This is a genomic window from Bacillus sp. LR_5, from assembly GCF_042709275.1.
In genome coordinates this window covers 1-19,918 of record NZ_JAVAXX010000098.1, presented here as the reverse complement: position 1 = coordinate 19,918, position 19,918 = coordinate 1, and the positions used below count along the sequence as shown (strand labels likewise).

At 45.5% G+C, this 19,918-nt stretch carries 18 protein-coding genes and 1 other RNA gene; 14 read left to right on the top strand and 5 right to left on the bottom strand.

Going from position 1 to position 19,918, the window contains the following annotated elements; translation table 11 throughout:
• Window positions 1–283: 283 nt before the first annotated feature.
• The 4 genes from hisS to RAC86_RS19045 all read left to right on the top strand — a co-directional run bounded on the left by hisS (window position 284) and on the right by RAC86_RS19045 (window position 4,450).
• On the top strand, window positions 284–1,558 hold the full coding sequence (hisS, locus tag RAC86_RS19060; protein ID WP_326227525.1) for a histidine--tRNA ligase: 1,275 nt from the start codon (window positions 284–286) through the stop codon (window positions 1,556–1,558).
• Window positions 1,559–1,571: 13 nt separating this feature from the next.
• The gene (aspS, locus tag RAC86_RS19055) at window positions 1,572–3,350 is read left to right on the top strand and encodes an aspartate--tRNA ligase (protein ID WP_256682912.1); all 1,779 of its coding nucleotides are present in this window, start codon (window positions 1,572–1,574) and stop codon (window positions 3,348–3,350) included.
• Between the two features lie 60 nt (window positions 3,351–3,410).
• A non-coding RNA gene (ssrS, locus tag RAC86_RS19050) (6S RNA) lies at window positions 3,411–3,603 on the top strand.
• 82 nt (window positions 3,604–3,685) lie between these two features.
• Window positions 3,686–4,450 (top strand): tRNA threonylcarbamoyladenosine dehydratase, encoded by a 765-nt coding sequence (locus RAC86_RS19045; RefSeq protein ID WP_003229763.1) that lies wholly within the window; start codon window positions 3,686–3,688, stop codon window positions 4,448–4,450.
• A gap of 39 nt (window positions 4,451–4,489) precedes the next feature.
• Here the strand turns inward: RAC86_RS19045 and RAC86_RS19040 are convergent, their stop codons facing one another.
• The gene (locus RAC86_RS19040; RefSeq protein WP_015714437.1) at window positions 4,490–5,755 is read right to left on the bottom strand and encodes a replication-associated recombination protein A; all 1,266 of its coding nucleotides are present in this window, start codon (window positions 5,753–5,755) and stop codon (window positions 4,490–4,492) included.
• Between the two features lie 202 nt (window positions 5,756–5,957).
• Between RAC86_RS19040 and cymR the strand changes: the two genes are divergently transcribed.
• The 8 genes from cymR to RAC86_RS19000 all read left to right on the top strand — a co-directional run bounded on the left by cymR (window position 5,958) and on the right by RAC86_RS19000 (window position 12,742).
• Window positions 5,958–6,374, top strand: a complete 417-nt coding sequence (gene cymR, locus RAC86_RS19035) for a cysteine metabolism transcriptional regulator CymR (protein WP_003225879.1) — start codon at window positions 5,958–5,960, stop codon at window positions 6,372–6,374.
• Between the two features lie 18 nt (window positions 6,375–6,392).
• Window positions 6,393–7,535: a cysteine desulfurase family protein gene (locus RAC86_RS19030; RefSeq protein ID WP_038429396.1), complete on the top strand. Its 1,143-nt coding sequence runs from the start codon at window positions 6,393–6,395 to the stop codon at window positions 7,533–7,535.
• 27 nt (window positions 7,536–7,562) lie between these two features.
• On the top strand, window positions 7,563–8,678 hold the full coding sequence (gene mnmA, locus RAC86_RS19025; protein ID WP_004398509.1) for a tRNA 2-thiouridine(34) synthase MnmA: 1,116 nt from the start codon (window positions 7,563–7,565) through the stop codon (window positions 8,676–8,678).
• An 85-nt stretch (window positions 8,679–8,763) separates the two neighbouring features.
• Window positions 8,764–9,384, top strand: a complete 621-nt coding sequence (locus RAC86_RS19020) for a tetratricopeptide repeat protein (RefSeq protein WP_377885943.1) — start codon at window positions 8,764–8,766, stop codon at window positions 9,382–9,384.
• Between the two features lie 24 nt (window positions 9,385–9,408).
• On the top strand, window positions 9,409–11,805 hold the full coding sequence (gene recD2 / locus RAC86_RS19015; RefSeq protein ID WP_377885942.1) for an SF1B family DNA helicase RecD2: 2,397 nt from the start codon (window positions 9,409–9,411) through the stop codon (window positions 11,803–11,805).
• A gap of 56 nt (window positions 11,806–11,861) precedes the next feature.
• The gene (locus RAC86_RS19010) at window positions 11,862–12,386 is read left to right on the top strand and encodes a PRC-barrel domain-containing protein (protein WP_128474132.1); all 525 of its coding nucleotides are present in this window, start codon (window positions 11,862–11,864) and stop codon (window positions 12,384–12,386) included.
• An 11-nt stretch (window positions 12,387–12,397) separates the two neighbouring features.
• Window positions 12,398–12,589: a hypothetical protein gene (locus RAC86_RS19005; RefSeq protein ID WP_003225893.1), complete on the top strand. Its 192-nt coding sequence runs from the start codon at window positions 12,398–12,400 to the stop codon at window positions 12,587–12,589.
• A 21-nt stretch (window positions 12,590–12,610) separates the two neighbouring features.
• Window positions 12,611–12,742 (top strand): YrzQ family protein, encoded by a 132-nt coding sequence (locus RAC86_RS19000; RefSeq protein ID WP_377885941.1) that lies wholly within the window; start codon window positions 12,611–12,613, stop codon window positions 12,740–12,742.
• Between the two features lie 34 nt (window positions 12,743–12,776).
• Here the strand turns inward: RAC86_RS19000 and RAC86_RS18995 are convergent, their stop codons facing one another.
• From RAC86_RS18995 to RAC86_RS18980, 4 genes are read right to left on the bottom strand one after another with little or no spacing between them, the layout of a single operon-like run.
• On the bottom strand, window positions 12,777–13,433 hold the full coding sequence (locus RAC86_RS18995) for an amino acid ABC transporter permease (RefSeq protein ID WP_003229784.1): 657 nt from the start codon (window positions 13,431–13,433) through the stop codon (window positions 12,777–12,779).
• Between the two features lie 16 nt (window positions 13,434–13,449).
• Complete coding sequence (locus tag RAC86_RS18990) at window positions 13,450–14,100, bottom strand: amino acid ABC transporter permease (RefSeq protein WP_377885940.1); 651 nt, start codon at window positions 14,098–14,100, stop codon at window positions 13,450–13,452.
• Between the two features lie 60 nt (window positions 14,101–14,160).
• On the bottom strand, window positions 14,161–14,982 hold the full coding sequence (gene glnH / locus RAC86_RS18985; protein ID WP_038429393.1) for a glutamine ABC transporter substrate-binding protein GlnH: 822 nt from the start codon (window positions 14,980–14,982) through the stop codon (window positions 14,161–14,163).
• Between the two features lie 21 nt (window positions 14,983–15,003).
• On the bottom strand, window positions 15,004–15,732 hold the full coding sequence (locus RAC86_RS18980; RefSeq protein WP_110109448.1) for an amino acid ABC transporter ATP-binding protein: 729 nt from the start codon (window positions 15,730–15,732) through the stop codon (window positions 15,004–15,006).
• A gap of 154 nt (window positions 15,733–15,886) precedes the next feature.
• Between RAC86_RS18980 and RAC86_RS18975 the strand changes: the two genes are divergently transcribed.
• Both RAC86_RS18975 and alaS read left to right on the top strand, forming a co-directional pair.
• Window positions 15,887–16,948 (top strand): AI-2E family transporter, encoded by a 1,062-nt coding sequence (locus RAC86_RS18975; protein ID WP_009967889.1) that lies wholly within the window; start codon window positions 15,887–15,889, stop codon window positions 16,946–16,948.
• 330 nt (window positions 16,949–17,278) lie between these two features.
• A complete protein-coding gene (gene alaS / locus RAC86_RS18970; protein ID WP_377885939.1) occupies window positions 17,279–19,915 on the top strand; it encodes an alanine--tRNA ligase in 2,637 nt (878 codons plus the stop codon).
• Window positions 19,916–19,918 lie beyond the last annotated feature (3 nt).

Sequence of the window (19,918 nt, the reverse complement as noted above, 5' to 3'; positions counted from 1 at the left end):
ATTAGAGAGGAACCCGCCCTAGGCTGAAAGCGGATCCCATTGCGTCTTTCTCGAAACAACACTCCGGAGGTTTCCTGCTGAACGCGTGAATAACGCCATTAGGCAGTGAACGTGAACCTGCGTTAAAGGATCGAGCGGGAATATGAACGTATTCCAACTAGGGTGGCACCACGGGTATAACTCTCGTCCCTACTATCATGTATAGTAGGGGCGGGAGTTTTTTTCATTTTCATCATTAACGATCATTGGATATTTTATAAGGAATACATAAGGAGGTCTACCTATGGGATATAACATTCCGAGAGGAACACAGGATATTCTGCCTGGAGAATCAGATCGCTGGCAGTATGTTGAACAAATTATGAGAGACACTTGCCGCACTTATCAATATAAAGAAATCCGCACACCGATTTTTGAGCATACAGAACTGTTTGCCAGAGGCGTCGGAGAATCAACGGATATCGTACAAAAAGAAATGTATACCTTCGAGGACCGCAAAGGCAGAAGCCTGACGCTTCGTCCGGAGGGAACAGCTGCTGCGGTTCGCGCCTTTAATGAAAACAAGCTGTTCGCAAATCCTGTACAGCCGACAAAGCTTTATTATGTCGGGCCGATGTTCCGTTATGAACGTCCTCAGACGGGCCGTTACCGCCAGTTTTATCAGTTTGGAATTGAAGCGATTGGTTCGAAAGACCCTGCAATCGACGCTGAAGTAATGTCGCTTGCGATGAGTATTTATGAAAAAGCAGGTTTAGAAAACGTTAAGCTAGTCATAAACAGTCTCGGCGATCAAGATAGCCGCAAAAGCTACAGAGAAGCGCTCGTGAAACACTTCGAGCCTCGCATCGAAGAATTTTGTTCAGACTGCCAGTCACGACTGCACACGAACCCGCTTAGAATCTTGGACTGCAAAAAAGATCGAGATCATGAGCTGATGAAATCAGCGCCTTCGATTTTGACATATTTAAATGAAGAATCAGCCGCTTATTTTGACAAAGTGAAACAATACTTAAATGATCTTGGCATTTCGTATGAAATCGATCCGAACCTTGTGAGAGGGCTGGATTATTACAACCACACCGCATTTGAAATTATGAGCAATGCGGAGGGCTTTGGCGCGATTACGACACTTGCCGGCGGCGGACGCTACGACGGGCTTGTCGAACAGATCGGCGGACCTGAAGCACCGGGCATCGGATTTGCGATGAGCATCGAACGCTTGCTTGCCGCAATTGATGCTGAAAAAAGAGAACTGCCTGTTGATAAGGGAATCGACTGCTATATCGTCACACTCGGCGAAAAAGCAAAGGATTATTCTGTTTCATTGGTGTACAAACTGAGAGAAGCAGGCATTTCCAGTGAAATCGATTATGAAAATAAGAAAATGAAAGGCCAGTTTAAAACAGCTGATCGCTTAAATGCCAGATTTATTGCGATTTTGGGTGAAGATGAGCTTGCCCAAAACAAAATCAATGTAAAGGATGCACAGACTGGCGAACAGATTGAAGTGGCACTTGATGAATTTATACATGTGATGAAGGCAAACCAAAAGGGATAAGGAGTGAAACGCATTGTTTGGAAGAACATATTATTGCGGTGATATAACTGAAAAAGCAATTGGCGAATCTGTAACGCTGAAAGGCTGGGTCCAAAAAAGACGAGACCTCGGCGGATTGATTTTTATTGACTTGCGTGACCGTACGGGAATTGTTCAAGTCGTTTTTAACCCTGATGTGTCAAAAGAAGCGCTTGCTGTTGCGGAAGGCATCAGAAATGAATACGTGCTTGATATTCAAGGAAAAGTGGTGGCGCGTGAAGAGGGAACAGTTAATCCGAATTTGAAAACAGGCGCGATCGAAATACATGCTGATGGAGTGAACGTATTAAATGCTGCAAAGACACCCCCATTTGCGATTTCTGATCAAGCTGAAGAAGTGTCAGAGGACGTTCGTTTAAAACACCGTTACTTAGATTTGCGCAGACCGGCTATGTTCCAGACGATGCAGCTGCGCCATAACGTGACGAAAGCTGTTCGCAGCTTTTTAGATGAAAATGGGTTTCTTGATATTGAAACGCCGATTTTAACAGGAAGCACGCCTGAAGGCGCACGTGACTACTTGGTGCCGAGCCGTGTGCACGAAGGTGAGTTCTACGCGCTGCCGCAGTCCCCGCAGCTATTTAAACAGCTTCTGATGGTATCAGGCATTGAACGATATTATCAAATTGCCCGCTGTTTCCGCGATGAAGACTTGCGTGCGGACCGTCAGCCTGAGTTTACGCAAATTGATATTGAAATGTCCTTTATGAGCCAGGAAGACATTATGTCATTGGCTGAGGAGATGATGGCAAAGGTTATGCGTGAAACAAAAGGTGAGGAACTTCAGCTTCCTCTTCCTCGAATGACGTATGACGAAGCAATGAACAAGTACGGGTCTGATAAACCGGATACGCGTTTTGACATGCTTTTGACAGATGTGTCTGACATTGTAAAGGATACGGAATTTAAAGTGTTCTCATCAGCTGTAGCAAACGGCGGCGTGGTCAAAGCCATCAATGTAAAAGGCGGTGCCGGCGATTACTCCAGAAAAGACATCGACGCTCTTGGCGCTTTTGCTGCAAACTACGGGGCAAAAGGGCTTGCCTGGGTGAAGGTTGAGGCAGACGGAGTGAAAGGCCCGATCGCTAAATTCTTTGATGAAGAAAAGCAGTCTAAGCTGATTGAAGCACTTGATGCTGCTGAAGGTGATTTGCTGCTGTTCGGAGCGGATCAATTCGAAGTTGTGGCCGCATCACTCGGCGCCCTGCGCTTAAAGCTTGGGAAAGAGCGCGGGCTGATTGACGAAAAATTGTTCAATTTCTTATGGGTCATCGACTGGCCGCTATTAGAGCATGATCCGGAAGAAGGCCGTTTTTACGCAGCGCACCATCCGTTCACAATGCCTGTCCGAGAAGACCTTGAGCTGATTGAAACAGCGCCTGAAGACATGAAAGCGCAAGCTTATGACCTCGTCTTAAACGGCTATGAGCTTGGCGGCGGTTCAATCCGTATTTTCGAAAAGGATATTCAGGAAAAAATGTTTGCGCTTCTCGGCTTCTCACCAGAAGAAGCGGCTGAACAGTTCGGATTCCTGCTGGAAGCATTTGAATACGGCGCTCCTCCGCACGGCGGAATCGCACTCGGCTTAGACCGTCTCGTTATGCTTCTCGCTGGACGTACGAACCTGAGAGATACGATTGCATTTCCGAAAACAGCAAGTGCAAGTTGTCTGATGACAGAGGCGCCGGGAGAAGTAAGCGATGCCCAGCTTGACGAGCTTCATCTTTCTATCAAGAAAAAAGTTAAGAACTGATTGGGCAGTTCGATTCTTGAAAATCAAAATCGTCTGTGATATGATTTTGACAAGTTAAATAAAGTCCTGATGTGTTAGTTGTACACCTAGTTTTGACCGAACATTTTTTTGATTTGGGAGCCCGCATTTTTAAATGGCGTACATGCCTCTTTTCATTCGGTAAAGAGGACTTACAAGATTTAAAAGAGGGCACCCACCTGCTGAGAGCGGGTTCAAAACAAAGGAAAGCTGCAACGGCACTATTGGGACTTTATTTTTTGTGCGTAGAAAAAACGGCTGCTCATGGATCAGCCATTTTATAGATGAAACCAGAATACGAATGTGGAGTGAGGTTCTTGTTACACCAGTTTTCACGCAATGAATTAGCTATCGGAAAAGAAGGCCTTGAAACGCTGAAAAACAGCACAGTTGCTGTGCTTGGAGTCGGGGGAGTCGGGTCGTTCGCAGCGGAAGCTCTCGCGCGGTCAGGCGTCGGCCGCATTCTGCTTGTCGACAAAGATGATGTCGACATTACAAATGTAAACCGTCAGCTTCACGCGCTGCTTTCAACTGTCGGACAGCCGAAAGTTGATTTAATGAAGGCGCGGATCGCAGACATTAATCCGGAGTGTGAAGTGATCGCGTTAAAAATGTTCTATACGGAGGAAACGTATGAGCAGTTTTTTGACTATGATCTTGACTATGTCATTGATGCGTCAGACACCATCTGTTATAAAATTCATTTAATGAAGGAATGTCTGAAACGGGATATTCCGCTCATCTCCAGCATGGGTGCAGCAAATAAAACGGATCCGACACGCTTCCAAATCGCTGATATCTCAAAAACGCACACTGATCCAATTGCGAAGGTCGTCCGTACGAAATTACGCAAAGAGGGTATCAAAAAAGGCGTCCAAGTGATTTTCTCTGATGAAAGCCCGATTGTCATTCGGGAAGATGTCAGAAAAGAAGTGGGAAATGACGAAGCGAAAATCCGTAAAGCAAAAATGCCGCCTTCCTCTAATGCTTTTGTGCCGTCAGTTGCAGGTTTGATTATGGGCGGCCATGTTGTCATGGATCTTTTGAAAGACATTGAGATCAAACGTGTGAAGGATAAATAATGCATAAAAACAGCCTTGATGATCAAGGCTGTTTTTGTTTTATTTTCTTTTCATTAATTTATCGTACACCTGCTTTAAGGCAGATTCGAACTTTCCAGTCTGTTTCGGCTTATAGTATTGCTTATTTTTCAGAGGATCAGGGAGGTATTGTTGTTCGACCCAACCGTTGTCGTAATTGTGCGGGTATTTATAGTCGATTCCTCTTCCTAATTCCTGAGCTCCTTTATAATGCGCGTCTTTTAAATGCTTCGGGACATCCCCAATTTTTCCGGCTCTGATATCTGCCAGGGCCTCATCGATTGCCAGAATGGCAGAGTTTGATTTCGGTGAGAGGCAAAGCTCAATAACTGCGTTGGCCAGCGGGATTCGCGCTTCAGGAAACCCGACTCGCTCAGCGGTCTGAATAGCGTTCAGCACTCTAGGGCCGGCTTGCGGGCTTGCTAAACCGATATCTTCATAGGCGATAACAAGCAATCGTCTTGCGATGCTCTCCAGATCACCGGCTTCAATTAATCTAGCCAAATAGTGAAGAGCAGCGTTGGCATCAGAGCCGCGGATCGATTTTTGAAAAGCGGACAGTACATCATAATGCGCGTCACCATCTTTATCGTGAGAAAAGCTTTTTTTCTGCAAGCATTCTTCCGCGGTTTCTAATGTAATGTGAATTTCACCGTCTGCTGACTCCTTCGTTGACAACACGGCAAGCTCAAGCGCATTTAAAGCGGAGCGGACATCTCCTCCGCATCCGTGGGCAAAATGCTCCATCGCCTGATCATCAATGGATACAGAATAGGTGCCAAGGCCCCGATGCTCATCATGGAGCGCACGTTCCAGTGCCTGTTTAATCAGATCAGGTGTTAACGGTTCAAGCTCAAAAATCTGGGTCCGGCTTCTGATCGCCGGATTAATGGCATGATACGGGTTAGCCGTCGTTGCTCCGATCAAAATGATCATTCCGTTTTCTAAATAGGGTAATAGAAAATCCTGTTTTCCTTTATCCAGCCTGTGGACTTCATCCAGAATCAAAATCACTTGGCCGGACATCTTGGCTTCCTGAGCTACGATTTCCATATCTTTTTTATTGTTAATGACAGCATTCAGCTTTCGAAAAGCAATACTTGTTGAACCGGCGATTGCTGTTGCGATTGATGTTTTTCCAATTCCGGGCGGCCCGTACAAAATCATGGATGACAAATGTTTTGCCTGGACCATTCTGCCAATAATTTTATCTTCAGCCACCAGATGCTGCTGGCCGATAATATCCTCTATTTTTGTCGGACGCATCCGATATGCCAATGGCTTCATCTATCATCTCTCCTTACTTAATTACAGGGTAACGGAAAACCGTACATTAGAAAAGGGTAAAGGCCCCTTTCCTTCTGCCTCAATGAAAATTCGCTGAAGGTATGTTATAATAACAGTTGGTCTATAAGATAATAAACGGACGAAACATATAGAAATTACCATTATAAATGTGGAAAATCATGAAATAACAGAGGTGTTCATGTTGAAAATATCAACTAAGGGAAGATACGGGCTCACCATTATGATCGAGCTTGCAAAAAAGCACGGTGAAGGCCCGACTTCATTAAAAAGCATCGCACAGACGAATAATTTGTCCGAGCATTATTTGGAGCAGCTGGTATCGCCGCTCAGAAATGCCGGTTTAGTGAAAAGCATCAGAGGCGCATATGGCGGATATGTATTAGGCAGTGAGCCGGATGCCATTACTGCGGGAGATATTATCCGTGTGCTTGAGGGGCCGATCAGCCCTGTTGAAGTGCTGGAAGATGAGGAGCCTGCCAAGCGTGAGCTCTGGATTCGCATCCGGGATGCTGTAAAAGAGGTTTTAGACAGTACAACATTAGAGGATCTTGCCAGCTATACAGACGGAGAGCAAGAAGCTTATATGTTCTATATTTAGATCAGAGGTGTAAACATAATGGAACGGATTTATTTAGATCATGCCGCAACGTCTCCGATGGATGAGCGCGTGCTGGAAAAAATGATACCGCACTTCTCCGGCAGTTTCGGTAATCCCTCCAGTATTCATTCATTTGGCAGAGAATCTCGAAAATGGGTGGATGAAGCAAGAGCGCAGATCGCAGCAGAAATCGGAGCGGCAGAGCAGGAGATCATTTTTACAAGCGGGGGAACGGAAGCTGATAACTTGGCGATCATGGGAACCGCACTTGCAAGAAAAGATCTTGGCAGACATATCATCACAACAAAAATTGAGCATCACGCCGTGCTTCACACATGTGAAAAACTTGAGGGAGACGGATTTGACATAACGTATCTGGACGTTGACCAAAATGGAAGAGTCAGTGCAAAACAGGTGAAAGAAGCACTGCGTGATGATACAATCCTTGTGACAGTGATGTATGGAAATAATGAAGTCGGAACAGTGCAGCCGATCGAAGAAATCGGTGAGCTGTTAAAGGAACACAAAGCTTATTTTCATACCGATGCTGTTCAGGCATTCGGGTTGCTGCCAATTGATGTGAAAAACAGCCATATTGACCTTCTGTCTGTTTCCGGGCACAAGCTCAACGGGCCAAAAGGGACAGGCTTTTTATATGCTAGTAAAGATGTGAAGCTTTCACCGCTTTTATTCGGAGGAGAGCAAGAAAGAAAACGCCGTGCCGGAACGGAAAATGTTCCAGGTATTGTCGGGCTGAAAGAAGCGATCAAGCTGTCAAGTGAAGAACGTGACGAAAAAAACGAGAAGTATCAATCGTTTAAAGCAATCTTTGCCGACACGCTTAGAGATACAGGTGTGGCATTCGAGATCAACGGGGACAAAGAGCACAGTCTGCCGCATGTTCTGAATCTTTATTTCCCCGGTGTGTCAGTGGAAGCGCTGCTGGTCAATCTTGATATGGCTGGTGTCGCTGTCTCCAGCGGTTCAGCGTGCACGGCCGGTTCAGTCCTGCCGTCACATGTTCTGACTGCTATGTTCGGCGAAGAGAGTGACCGGCTGACGTCCTCTATTCGAATCAGCTTCGGCCTCGGCAATACGGCTGAGCAAGTGAAAACTGCTGCCAGACATGTGGCCGACGTTGTCAAACGGCTGACACAATAAGGCGGCTTAGTAATTGGAGTGAATGAAATGGAAAAACGGCCGGAGGATACAAGAGTCGTCGTCGGCATGTCCGGCGGAGTAGACTCATCTGTGGCGGCCCTGCTGTTAAAAGAACAGGGCTATGATGTAATCGGAATCTTTATGAAAAACTGGGATGATACGGACGAAAACGGTTTTTGCACGGCGACAGAGGATTATGAGGATGTGATCCGCGTCTGCAACCAAATCGGAATTCCGTATTATGCCGTAAACTTTGAAAAGCAATATTATGAGAAGGTATTTCAATACTTCCTTGATGAATATAAAGCAGGCAGAACACCAAACCCGGATGTATTGTGCAACAAAGAAATTAAATTCAAAGCCTTTTTGGAGCATGCATTGTCACTTGGCGCCGACTATTTAGCGACTGGCCACTATGCAAGAGTAGACAGAAGCGGCGGAAAAGTCAGAATGCTGCGCGGCATTGATGAAAACAAGGATCAAACGTACTTCCTGAATCAGCTGACAGAAGATACGCTGAGCAAAGTCATGTTCCCGATCGGCGAACTTCAAAAAAGCCGTGTGCGTGAAATCGCCAAAGAAGCAGAACTTGCAACGGCGACGAAAAAAGACAGTACAGGCATCTGCTTTATCGGCGAACGCAACTTCAAAACGTTTCTCAGCCAATATCTCCCTGCACAGCCGGGCGATATGATGACGATGGACGGCGAAGTAAAAGGCCGCCACGACGGGTTGATGTACTATACGATCGGACAGCGTCACGGCCTTGGCATCGGCGGAAGCGGCGAGCCGTGGTTTGCGGTAGGCAAAGATCTTGAAAAGAACATCCTCTACGTTGATCAAGGGTTCCATAACCCGCTTTTATATTCTGACAAAATCACAGCAACAAATATCAGCTGGGTACGTTCGGATATCATGAAGGGTGAAGAGATTTCCTGCACGGCTAAATTCCGTTACCGCCAAGAAGATCATAAAGTAACAGTGCGCATGACTGGCGAAGGTGAAGCGGAAGTCATCTTTGATGAACAAGTCCGCGCTGTAACGCCGGGACAAGCCGTTGTCTTCTATGACGGCGAAGAATGCCTTGGCGGCGGGACAATTGATGATGTGTACAAAGACGGAACAAAATTGTGGTACGTATAAAAGATGAAAAACCTCAACACTGAGTTGGGGTTTTTTAATGAAAGGAAGATGATCGGTGGATTATAATCAACTCGGTATAGAGGCGATGCAGGAAGGCGATTACGAGAAAGCGGCAGAGGCATTTACAAAAGCGATTGAAGAAAATAAAGAAGACGCGATTCCGTATATCAATTTTGCCAACCTTCTTTCATCCGTAAACGAGCTGGAACGTGCGCTTGCGTTTTATGATAAAGCGCTTGAATTAGACAGTAGCGCAGCCACTGCTTATTATGGAGCAGGAAATGTCTATGTTGTAAAAGAAATGTACAAAGAAGCGAAAGACATGTTTGAAAAAGCGCTACGTGCGGGGATGGAAAACGGCGACCTGTTTTACATGCTCGGAACGGTACTTGTCAAGCTCGAACAATCTAAGCTTGCACTGCCATATTTACAAAGAGCTGTCGAACTGAATGAAAACGATACGGAAGCGCGCTTTCAATTCGGGATGTGCTTAGCCAACGAGGGCATGCTGGACGAAGCGCTCAGCCAATTCTCAGCTGTGACAGAGCAAGACCCGGGGCATGCAGATGCATTTTATAATGCCGGTGTCGCTTATGCTTATAAAGAAAACCGAGAAAAAGCGCTGGAAATGCTGGACAAGGCAATCGATATCCAGCCAGATCATATGCTTGCGCTTCATGCTAAAAAACTGATTGATCCATCATAACAGGCACAGGAGGAGGGACAGCTCGTGCAGCAGCATCCGGATCAGCTTAAACTGGAGGAAGAGCCCTATTTAAAAGGGACAGTCAACACAGTCATCTATCATAATGACACCAATTTATATACGGTTCTGAAAGTGAAAGTCACAGAGACCTCCGAAGCCATTGAAGATAAAGCCGTATCCGTGACGGGCTACTTCCCTGCGCTTCAAGAAGAAGAGACCTACACGTTTTACGGAAAGATCGTAACCCATCCAAAATTCGGGCTCCAATTTCAGGCGGAGCATTTCAAAAAGGAGATTCCAACGACTAAGGAAGGCATCATTCAATATTTATCGAGTGATTTATTCGAGGGAATCGGCAAAAAAACTGCTGAAGAAATTGTGAAAAAGCTGGGCGACAGCGCCATTAATAAAATATTGGCTGACGCTTCAGTGCTTTATGATGTTCCAAGACTCTCAAAAAAGAAAGCAGACACGCTGGCTGGCGCATTGCAGCGGCATCAGGGACTGGAGCAAATCATGATTTCCTTGAATCAGTTTGGCTTTGGCCCGCAGCTGTCTATGAAAATCTATCAAGCCTATGAAACCGAGACGCTTGAAAAGATTCAGGAAAATCCTTATCAGCTTGTGAAGGATGTAGAAGGCATCGGGTTTGGGAAAGCGGATGAGCTGGGCAGCAGAATGGGTCTTTCGGGTAACCATCCTGAGCGGGTAAAAGCTGCTATTTTGTACACGCTTGAAACGACTTGTCTGTCAGAGGGGCACACGTACATAGAAACGGAACAGCTGATCATTGACACCCAATCTCTGTTAAATCAGTCAGCAAGGGAAGGACAGCGCATCACAGAAATGGATGCCGCTAACGCGATTATTGCCCTTGGAGAAAATAAAGACATTGTCATAGAAGATGGCCGCTGTTATTTTCCTTCGCTGTTTTACGCAGAACAAAACGTTGCAAAGCGTGTAAAACATATCGCTAGCCAAACCGAATATGAGAACCAGTTTCCCGAATCAGAGTTTTTGCTCGCGTTGGGAGAACTGGAAGAACGGATGGACGTTCAGTATGCCCCCAGCCAGAAGGAAGCGATTCAAAAAGCCCTTTCCTCGCCGATGCTTCTTTTAACAGGCGGCCCGGGAACAGGAAAAACGACGGTAATCAGAGGGATTGTCGAGCTCTACGGAGAGCTTCACGGTGTGTCACTAGACCCGTCAGCTTATAAAAAGGATGAAGCTTTTCCGATTGTTTTGGCCGCTCCGACAGGGAGAGCAGCAAAACGGATGAGTGAATCAACGGGACTTCCTGCAGTCACGATACACAGGCTGCTTGGCTGGAACGGTGCTGAAGGCTTTACTCATACAGAGGATCAGCCGATCGAAGGGAAGCTGTTAATTATCGATGAAGCCAGTATGCTTGATATATGGCTGGCGAATCATTTGTTCAAGGCGATCCCTGATCATATACAAATCATCATTGTCGGAGACGAAGACCAGCTGCCTTCCGTCGGTCCGGGACAAGTGCTCAGAGACCTGCTGACATCCCAGGTGATTCCGACTGTGAGACTGACAGACATCTATCGTCAGGCGGAGGGGTCATCAATCGTCGAGCTTGCCCACCAGATGAAAAATGGATTGCTGCCGAACAATTTGACTGCCCCGACAAAGGACCGTTCCTTTATTCGCTGCGGCGGGTCGCAAATCAAAGAAGTAGTTGAGAAGGTTGTCGCCAATGCATTGAAAAAAGGCTATACAGCAAAGGACATTCAGGTCCTCGCTCCGATGTACAGAGGAAAAGCCGGCATTAATGAATTGAATGTGATGCTGCAGGACATTTTAAATCCTCCTAAAGAAAAACGGAGAGAATTGAAGTTCGGGGATGTTGTCTACAGAACCGGAGATAAAATTTTGCAGCTTGTCAATCAGCCGGAAAACAATGTGTTCAACGGAGATATTGGCGAAATCACGTCGATATTTTATGCAAAGGAAAATACAGAAAAAGAAGACATGGCCGTCGTTTCTTTTGACGGCAATGAAATGACATTTACGAAAAAAGATTTTAATCAATTTACCCATGCGTATTGCTGTTCTATTCATAAATCGCAGGGAAGTGAATTTCCGATTGTGGTTTTGCCTGTTGTGAAAGGCTATTATAGAATGCTCAGAAGAAACCTTCTTTATACCGCGATTACAAGAGCGAAGAAATTTCTCATTTTATGCGGGGAAGAGGAGGCGCTGGAGTGGGGCGTGAAAAATAATGATGCAACTGTCAGACAGACCTCCTTGAAAAACAGGCTGTCCGTACAGGTTGAGGAAATGGATGCCGAGCTTGAAGCTTTGCAAAAAGAGCTCCCGTTCAGCGTACACGACGCCAACATTGGCATGGAAGGCATTACACCATTCGATTTTATGAAAGAAGAACAGCAATAAAATGCTCCCGTGCAAGCGGGAGTTTTTTTCATTTGCAGTGGAATTGATTTCATCGTATGAGTCTAAGGCGCAAAGCAAAACCTAAGCCTGTTCAACAAAAGGTGGTTGATCACACTTTGAGAACATGCCATGAAGTAGAAGGATTCCCAGTATACTCAGAACGAACTTCTTGTTATCTCGGGGCAATTTCCGATATTTGTTTTTCTCTGAAAGGAGATTGTCTTGGGTTTATTCTTGCACAAAAACGCTTTTTGCATCATCATCATGCGCTATTACGGGCGTGTGATATCTCTTCCATTCTTGATGACCGCATATTGGCTTCGGTCAGTTCAGAACAGCTTTTGCCTCTTCCGAAATTATGCTTCACATACGAGCAGATGAAGATGAAGCTTGTGAAATCGCAAGAGGGCGATATATTGGGAATGCTGGAAGATGTATACTTTTGTTTGGACAGGGGCATAATCGTAGCATATGAACTTTCGGACGGTTTCTTTTCTGACCTGGCGGGAAGCAAGCGCCAGATCCAAAGAGCGGATTCGCTTGTCGAGGTGCGGAAAGACGAGATCGTTCTGAACGGATAGAGGTGTGAGGTATGCTTATATGCCCGAATTGCAAAAGTAAGGATATCGGCAAAATCGGCGTGAACCAATATTATTGCTGGGGCTGTTTTATTGAACTGACAGTGGCGAAAGGGAAGATTGCAACTCATCAGGTGGAAGAAGACGGAACGTTAAGCAGCTTGGATGATTTGTTTTCTGAGGATGAACGCAGCATCAATTTTTAATCATGAAAGGAGATGCGCAGGATGAATCGGACGATGACTTCTCTTTTGGCAATGGGAGCCGGAGCTCTCGTGTACCGAATGGCGACTCAATCTGAAATGCTGAATAATCGAAGCATGAAGCGGATGAGAAGAAGAATTACGAAAATGTTTTAATGCAAAAAGGATACTCTCCAAAGAGTATCCTTTTCTATGTTTGCCGGACCTCGAGGCGTCTTGCTGCGAGTGAAAGGCTGTAGTTGACTGCGAAATACATAAGGGCCGCAAGTAAAAAGATCGGGAAAAAATAACTGCCGTCTGCGCTTTGGCCGTTAATAATTTGCGCGTTGTGAATCAGTTCAGGCAGGGCGATCACAACAGCGAGCGATGTATCTTTTAATAAAGAAATAAACTGGCTTACGATGGGCGGAACCATGCGGCGAAGCGCTTGCGGCATAACGATAAAGAACAGGGTCTGTGTATAGCTCAGCCCGGAGGAGCGCGCCGCTTCAATTTGTCCTTTGTCAATTGATTTCAGTCCGCTTCGGATAATTTCAGATAGCATAGCGGATTCAAAAATCGTTAGTGCTGTAATTGCAGCAGCTGTAATTTCAAGCTTAATACCAATTTCCGGAAGGGCAAAAAACGTAAAGAAAATAATTAACAGCAAGGGGAGGTTTCTGATCGTTTCAACGAGAACCGCAATCAATTGAGAAAGAACGGGAACTTTCGCATAACGCAGGGTGCCTGCGATTAAACCGAAGAAAAAGCTCAGAATGATGGAGATGAAAGCAACGTACAAGGTGACGAGAAAGCCATCCCATAAAAACGCTAAATGCTCCTGTGAATAAGCACCGATGAAATCCAATGTAACTCACTCCTTATCAATAGCTTTTTTCCAGCCGTTTTTCCAGATAGTTAACACCGATGCTAAGCGGAATCGTCAGCACTAAGTAAAAAAGCGCCACAAAAATATAAACATCAAATACAACGAGTGTGCTCGACGAAACTAAATCGGCTTGGTACATAAGATCCAATCCGGCCACAACCCCAAGAATCGAAGAGTTTTTGACTAAGTTTAAAAATTGATTGCCTAAAGGCGGAATGACGATTTTGATTGCCTGCGGCAAAATGATATGGAGCATGGCTTGGCTGTAGGTAAAGCCTGACGAGCGTGCCGCTTCCATCTGCCCTTTTGAAACAGACTGGATTCCTGCTCTGATGGCTTCAGCGATAAACGCAGAGGTATAAATGGTGAGAGCAACCGTTCCCGCTTGAAAACCGTCAAGCCTCAGGCCTGCGTTTGGAAGTCCGAAATAGAAAACAAAGGTAATTAAAAGAAGAGGGATGTTGCGGATGAATTCTACATATGCGGTCCCGAACCATTGCAGCGGCTTAAAGACTGTTATTCTCATAACCGCTACAGCAACGCCGAGGATAAAACTGCCGGCCAGCGCGATAACACTTGCGAGCAAGGTATGGTAAAAACCGTCCATATACATGCCGAAGTTATCGAAAAGAATTGACACATTCATCTGCCTATTCACTCCTTATCAAATTGGGATGAGCATCGGCTGCTCATCCCGGGATGGTTGTTATTCAGCTGGGTCTTCTTTGATCCATTTTTTATAAATTTCATCGTATCTGCCATCCGACTTCATCTTTTTAAGTGAAGCGTTGATTTCTTTCGCGAGAGCAGATTGCCCTTTTTTCACGGCGATCCCGTAAGGCTCATCTGTAAAAGGCTTTCCTGTTAATTGATAATTTTTATTTTCATCAGCCATTCCATATAAAATCGCATTATCTGTGGTGAGGGCATCGCCTTGCCCCGATTTAAGGGCTGTAAAGGCTTCTGCGTAGTTTTCAAATTCTAAAACAGATGCTTCAGGCGCCTTTTCACGAATGTTTTGAGAGGAGGTGGAGCCTTTTACTGCAAGAACTTTTGAGCCTTTGCCAAGATTCTCGACACTCTTGATTTTGCTGCCTTTTTTCACGAGAAGCGATTGCCCGGCCTCGAAATAGACATCAGAAAAGTCAACTTCCTTTTTTCGTTCTTCAGTGATCGTCATTGTGGCGACAATGGCGTCGATATCCCCGTTTTGCAGCATAGGAATCCTTGTTTTTGAGGTGACCTCTTTAAATTCAGCTTTTTTCTCATCACCTAAAATGTCTTTAGCGATTTGTTTAGCAATATCAATATCAAAACCCTCAATCTCACCTGAGCTTGGATTTTTAAGACCGAACAGTCGAGTGTCCGTTTTTACACCGAAGACAATTTTGTCATTGTCTTTAATGGCGGCTAGCGTATCTTTTTTGTTCTCCTTTGAGGCTTCTCCGTTTGATCCCTTGCTGCCGCAAGCGGCAAGCAAGATGACAGCGAATAAAGAAATCAATGCTAAAGAAAAAATCTTTTTCATACAAGCTCCCCCATTTCTGTTTTAATGATTTAAAATACGGCTTAAGAATAAGCGGGCCCGTTCTTCCTTCGGGTTCGCGTAAAATTCAGCCGGCACTGCTTCTTCTAAAATTTTTCCTTCGTCAATGAAGACAATCCGGTCGGCAACTTCTTTGGCAAACCCCATTTCGTGTGTCACGACAACCATTGTCATGCCTTCTTTGGCGAGTGTTTTCATGACATCCAGCACCTCACCGATCATTTCAGGATCAAGTGCTGATGTCGGCTCGTCAAACAGCATGACCTCCGGCTTCATCGCCAGTCCTCTTGCGATGGCAACACGCTGCTGCTGCCCGCCGGAAAGCTGGGAAGGATAGGCGTCAGCCTTGTCTGGGATGCCGACTTTTTCAAGATAGTACCGCGCCGTTTCCTTTGCTTGTTCAGGTGATTGTCTAAGCACTTTTACCGGAGCCAGCATGATGTTCTGCAGCACTGTTTTATGCGGATATAAATGAAAGTGCTGAAACACCATCCCGATATTTTGCCGCACTTTATTGATATCAGTTTTTCTGTCGTTAATGGCGGTGCCGTTTACTGTGAGCACTCCCTCATTGATCGTCTCAAGTCTGTTGATGCATCTGAGCAATGTGCTTTTACCGGAACCGGATGGGCCGATGATAACAACGACTTCGCCTTTTTCGATTTGAAGATTAATTTGTTTTAACACGTGAAAATCTCCGTAATGCTTGTTTACATTTTGAAATGTGATCATCGCAATCCTCCTATCAGAAATTTGACCAAAAAGTAAATGATCAAACTTTTCTGAAAATTAAATGTGAAAAAATGTCCATGACTTCTGACTGACTAAAGAAACATAAAGAATAATTCCGTGTAAACCTCAAAAGATATAGGTGAGGTGAAAGCAGATGCTCCAAAAACCGGTGCAGCTTTTGTTGTGGGTGGCTATTTGTTTGCTGGTTCTGTTAACAGTCTATGTCTTTTTTATGCTTGATATGTTATGGTCACCCTTTTGGCTCGTCATAAAAACGATCTTTATTCCCTTGATCATTTCTATTTTTATATCTTATTTATTGCTTCCGGTCACAGAATGGCTGCATGGCAAAGGATTGCCTAGGACTTTGAGCATCTTGGTCATTTATGTTCTTTTTTTTGGCGGGATTGGCTGGGCGTTGTATAAAGGGGTGCCTGTTTTAATCGTGCAGCTGACGGATCTGTCAGAAAATATACCCATGTTTGCCGAAACGTATAACGGGCTTCTTCTTCATGTGCATAACCATACGGATGACTGGCCTGATGGTATGCATCACCGTATAGATAAAATGATCCGCCAGACGGAGGCGTTTTTTGCGGGAACGATCGAGGGTGCGATCAGCGGGATCCGCAATGTGCTTGATTACTTCTTAATTGCTGCAACAATCCCTTTTCTCGTGTTTTATATGGTGAAGGACATTGAGTTAATGAAAAAGACAGTATGGTACTTGACTCCGAAGTCGTGGAGAAAGCGGGGCAGCGCCTTTTTGCGGGATGTGGATGATTCGCTTGGCGATTATATCCGCGGCCAGCTTTTGGTCTGCTTGATTCTTGGCGTGATTGCAGGCATTTCGTTCTGGGTATTTGGGCTTCCATATCCGCTGATACTTGGCCTTATCTCTGGAGTAACGAATGTCATCCCGTATTTTGGCCCTTTCATCGGAGCTGTTCCTGCGTTGTTAATTGCGATGACGATCTCAGTCAAGGCGGTTCTTGTTGTGGTGATTACGGTGTTTATTCTGCAGTTTATGGAAGGAAATATCCTCAGTCCGTTCATTGTCGGCAGAAGCCTTAAAATGCATCCGGTCGTTATCATGCTTGCACTCCTTGCCGGAGGGGAGCTTGCGGGAATCGTCGGGATGATTCTGGCTGTTCCTGCGACGGCTGTTTTAAAAGTAATGATGATCCATTTTTTGCGGATGAGGACGGAGCATTGACATCGGCGTGCCGCTTGTCTATAATTTCTCGTAGAATACATACGAATCTCGAGTGACGGATCTGAGTACGCCGAAGCCCTGTTAAAGAGAGAAGCTCCATAAGCTGAAAGGAGCTTTATCAGAAGATCGGAGGAAGCTAATCCTGAGTGCAGTTAATCACTGCCGCTTATCCTGCGTTACAGGGTTAAAGGTGACGGGCGAATGAATGCCCGTAATCAGGGTGGTACCGCGAGACAGCTCTCGTCCCTGTGTAAACGTTGGTTTGCATAGGGGGAGGGCTTTTTTGCTGTCACTGAAGAGAATTTCGATTTTTATAGAGGAGGAAATACAATGAAACACTTAACTTCTGCGGAAGTGCGTCAAATGTTTTTGGATTTCTTTAAAGAAAAAGGACATGCGGTAGAGCCAAGCGCGTCATTAGTGCCTCATGAGGATCCTTCACTGCTTTGGATCAACAGCGGTGTTGCGACGCTGAAAAAATATTTTGACGGCCGTGTCGTGCCGGAAAATCCAAGAATCGTAAACGCTCAAAAAGCGATCAGAACAAACGATATAGAAAATGTAGGTAAAACTGCGCGCCATCACACTTTCTTTGAAATGCTCGGAAACTTTTCCATCGGCGATTATTTCAAAGAAGAAGCCATTACATGGGCTTGGGAGTTTTTAACGAGCGACAAGTGGATTGGCTTCGACAAAGAGCTTCTCTCTGTTACGGTTCATCCTGAAGATGAAGAGGCATATGAGTTTTGGGCGAAAAAAATCGGTATTCCTGAAGAAAGAATTATCCGTCTGGAAGGGAACTTCTGGGATATCGGTGAAGGGCCGAGCGGACCGAATACGGAAATCTTTTACGACCGCGGTGAAGCATACGGTAATGATCCAGAAGATCCGGAGCTTTACCCAGGCGGGGAAAACGACCGTTACCTGGAAGTATGGAACCTTGTGTTCTCAGAGTTCAACCATAACCCTGACGGCACGTACACACCGCTTCCAAAGAAAAATATTGATACAGGCATGGGTCTTGAAAGAATGGTATCTGTCATCCAGAATGTTCCGACAAACTTTGACACCGATTTGTTTATTCCGATCATCAAAGCAACAGAATCGATTTCTGGTGAAACATATGGCAAAGACAATGTGAAAGACACTGCGTTTAAAGTGATTGCTGACCATATCAGAACGGTTGCCTTTGCTGTCAGTGACGGTGCGCTGCCGTCAAATGAAGGCCGCGGCTATGTATTAAGACGCTTATTACGCCGTGCCGTGCGTTATGCCAAAACGATCAACATCCATCGTCCGTTCATGTTTGATTTAGTGCCGGTTGTCGCAGAAATCATGGCTGATTTCTATCCTGAAGTGAAAGAGAAAGCGGATTTCATCGCAAAAGTCATTAAAACCGAGGAAGAACGCTTCCATGAGACCCTTAATGAAGGGCTTGCGATCCTGTCAGAAATGATCAAAAAAGAAAAAGACAAGGGCAGCAGCGTTATCTCAGGTGCTGATGTGTTTAAACTGTATGATACGTATGGATTCCCGGTTGAATTGACTGAAGAATACGCAGAAGACGAGAACATGACGGTTGACCATGAGGGCTTTGAGGAGGAAATGAACCAGCAGCGTGAACGGGCAAGAAACGCCCGCCAGGATGTAGGCAGCATGCAGGTGCAGGGCGGCGCACTGCGCGACGTGACAGATGAAAGCTCATTTGTCGGCTATTCTCAAACCAAAGCTGATGCCAATATCATTGTGCTTCTTCGGGACGGCCAATTAATCGAAGAGGCTCATGAAGGAGAAAGCGTTCAAATCATTCTTGATGAAACACCGTTCTATGCAGAAAGCGGCGGCCAAATCGGCGATAAAGGCTATCTCCGAAACGAGCAGGCAGTTGTAAGAATTAAAGATGTTCAAAAAGCGCCGAACGGCCAGCATGTGCATGAAGGTGTTGTGGAGAGCGGTACTGTTCAAAAAGGCCTGCATGTTACGGCTGAAGTTGAAGACCATATGAGAAGCGGCGTCATTAAAAACCACACGGCAACGCATTTATTGCATCAGGCTCTAAAAGATGTTCTTGGAACTCATGTCAATCAGGCGGGCTCTCTTGTAACGGAAAACCGTCTTCGTTTTGACTTCTCGCACTTTGGCCAAGTGACAAAAGAAGAGCTCGAACAAATTGAAAGAATCGTAAACGAAAAGATCTGGGCGAGCATCCCGGTCAGCATTGATTTGAAACCGATCGCTGAAGCAAAAGAAATGGGTGCGATGGCACTGTTCGGCGAAAAATATGGCGATATTGTCCGTGTCGTTCAAGTTGGAAATTACAGCTTAGAGCTGTGCGGCGGCTGCCATGTCAGAAATACAGCAGAAATCGGCTTGTTTAAAATCGTTTCTGAATCCGGAATCGGAGCAGGCACAAGACGGATTGAAGCTGTAACGGGACAAGGCGCTTACGTCGAAATGAACAGCCAGATTTCTGTATTGAAGCAGACCGCTGACGAGCTGAAAACAAATATCAAAGAAGTGCCGAAACGGGTCGCGGCTCTGCAGGCTGAACTGAAGGAAGCACAAAGAGAAAATGAATCTCTTCTTGCAAAACTAGGCAACGTGGAAGCAGGAGCAATCCTGTCGAAAGTAAAAGAAGTTGACGGCGTAAACGTGCTTGCGGCAAAAGTAAATGCAAAAGACATGAATCATCTCCGCACTATGGTCGATGAACTCAAAGCAAAGCTTGGCTCTGCGGTGATCGTGCTTGGTGCGGTACAAAACGATAAAGTTAATATCTCTGCCGGAGTCACAAAGGACCTCATTGAGAAAGGACTTCACGCCGGCAAGCTGGTTAAACAAGCTGCGGAAGTTTGCGGCGGAGGCGGCGGAGGCCGTCCGGACATGGCGCAGGCAGGCGGCAAACAGCCGGAAAAATTAGAAGAAGCTTTGGCTTCTGTAGAAGATTGGGTGAAATCCGTTTTATAATTC

Excerpts from the sequence above, each read along its gene's own strand:
- mnmA (WP_004398509.1), top strand. The coding sequence starts at position 7,563 with ATGGAAAAACGGCCGGAGGATACAAGAGTCGTCGTCGGCATGTCCGGC.
- RAC86_RS19020 (WP_377885943.1), top strand. The coding sequence starts at position 8,764 with ATGCAGGAAGGCGATTACGAGAAAGCGGCAGAGGCATTTACAAAAGCG.
- RAC86_RS19040 (WP_015714437.1), bottom strand. The coding sequence starts at position 5,755 with ATGAAGCCATTGGCATATCGGATGCGTCCGACAAAAATAGAGGATATT.
- RAC86_RS19010 (WP_128474132.1), top strand. The coding sequence starts at position 11,862 with ATGAGTCTAAGGCGCAAAGCAAAACCTAAGCCTGTTCAACAAAAGGTG.
- RAC86_RS19005 (WP_003225893.1), top strand. The coding sequence starts at position 12,398 with ATGCTTATATGCCCGAATTGCAAAAGTAAGGATATCGGCAAAATCGGC.
- RAC86_RS18975 (WP_009967889.1), top strand. The coding sequence starts at position 15,887 with ATGCTCCAAAAACCGGTGCAGCTTTTGTTGTGGGTGGCTATTTGTTTG.
- RAC86_RS19030 (WP_038429396.1), top strand. The coding sequence starts at position 6,393 with ATGGAACGGATTTATTTAGATCATGCCGCAACGTCTCCGATGGATGAG.
- hisS (WP_326227525.1), top strand. The coding sequence starts at position 284 with ATGGGATATAACATTCCGAGAGGAACACAGGATATTCTGCCTGGAGAA.
- alaS (WP_377885939.1), top strand. The coding sequence starts at position 17,279 with ATGAAACACTTAACTTCTGCGGAAGTGCGTCAAATGTTTTTGGATTTC.
- RAC86_RS19000 (WP_377885941.1), top strand. The coding sequence starts at position 12,611 with ATGAATCGGACGATGACTTCTCTTTTGGCAATGGGAGCCGGAGCTCTC.
- RAC86_RS18980 (WP_110109448.1), bottom strand. The coding sequence starts at position 15,732 with ATGATCACATTTCAAAATGTAAACAAGCATTACGGAGATTTTCACGTG.
- glnH (WP_038429393.1), bottom strand. The coding sequence starts at position 14,982 with ATGAAAAAGATTTTTTCTTTAGCATTGATTTCTTTATTCGCTGTCATC.
- RAC86_RS18990 (WP_377885940.1), bottom strand. The coding sequence starts at position 14,100 with ATGAATGTGTCAATTCTTTTCGATAACTTCGGCATGTATATGGACGGT.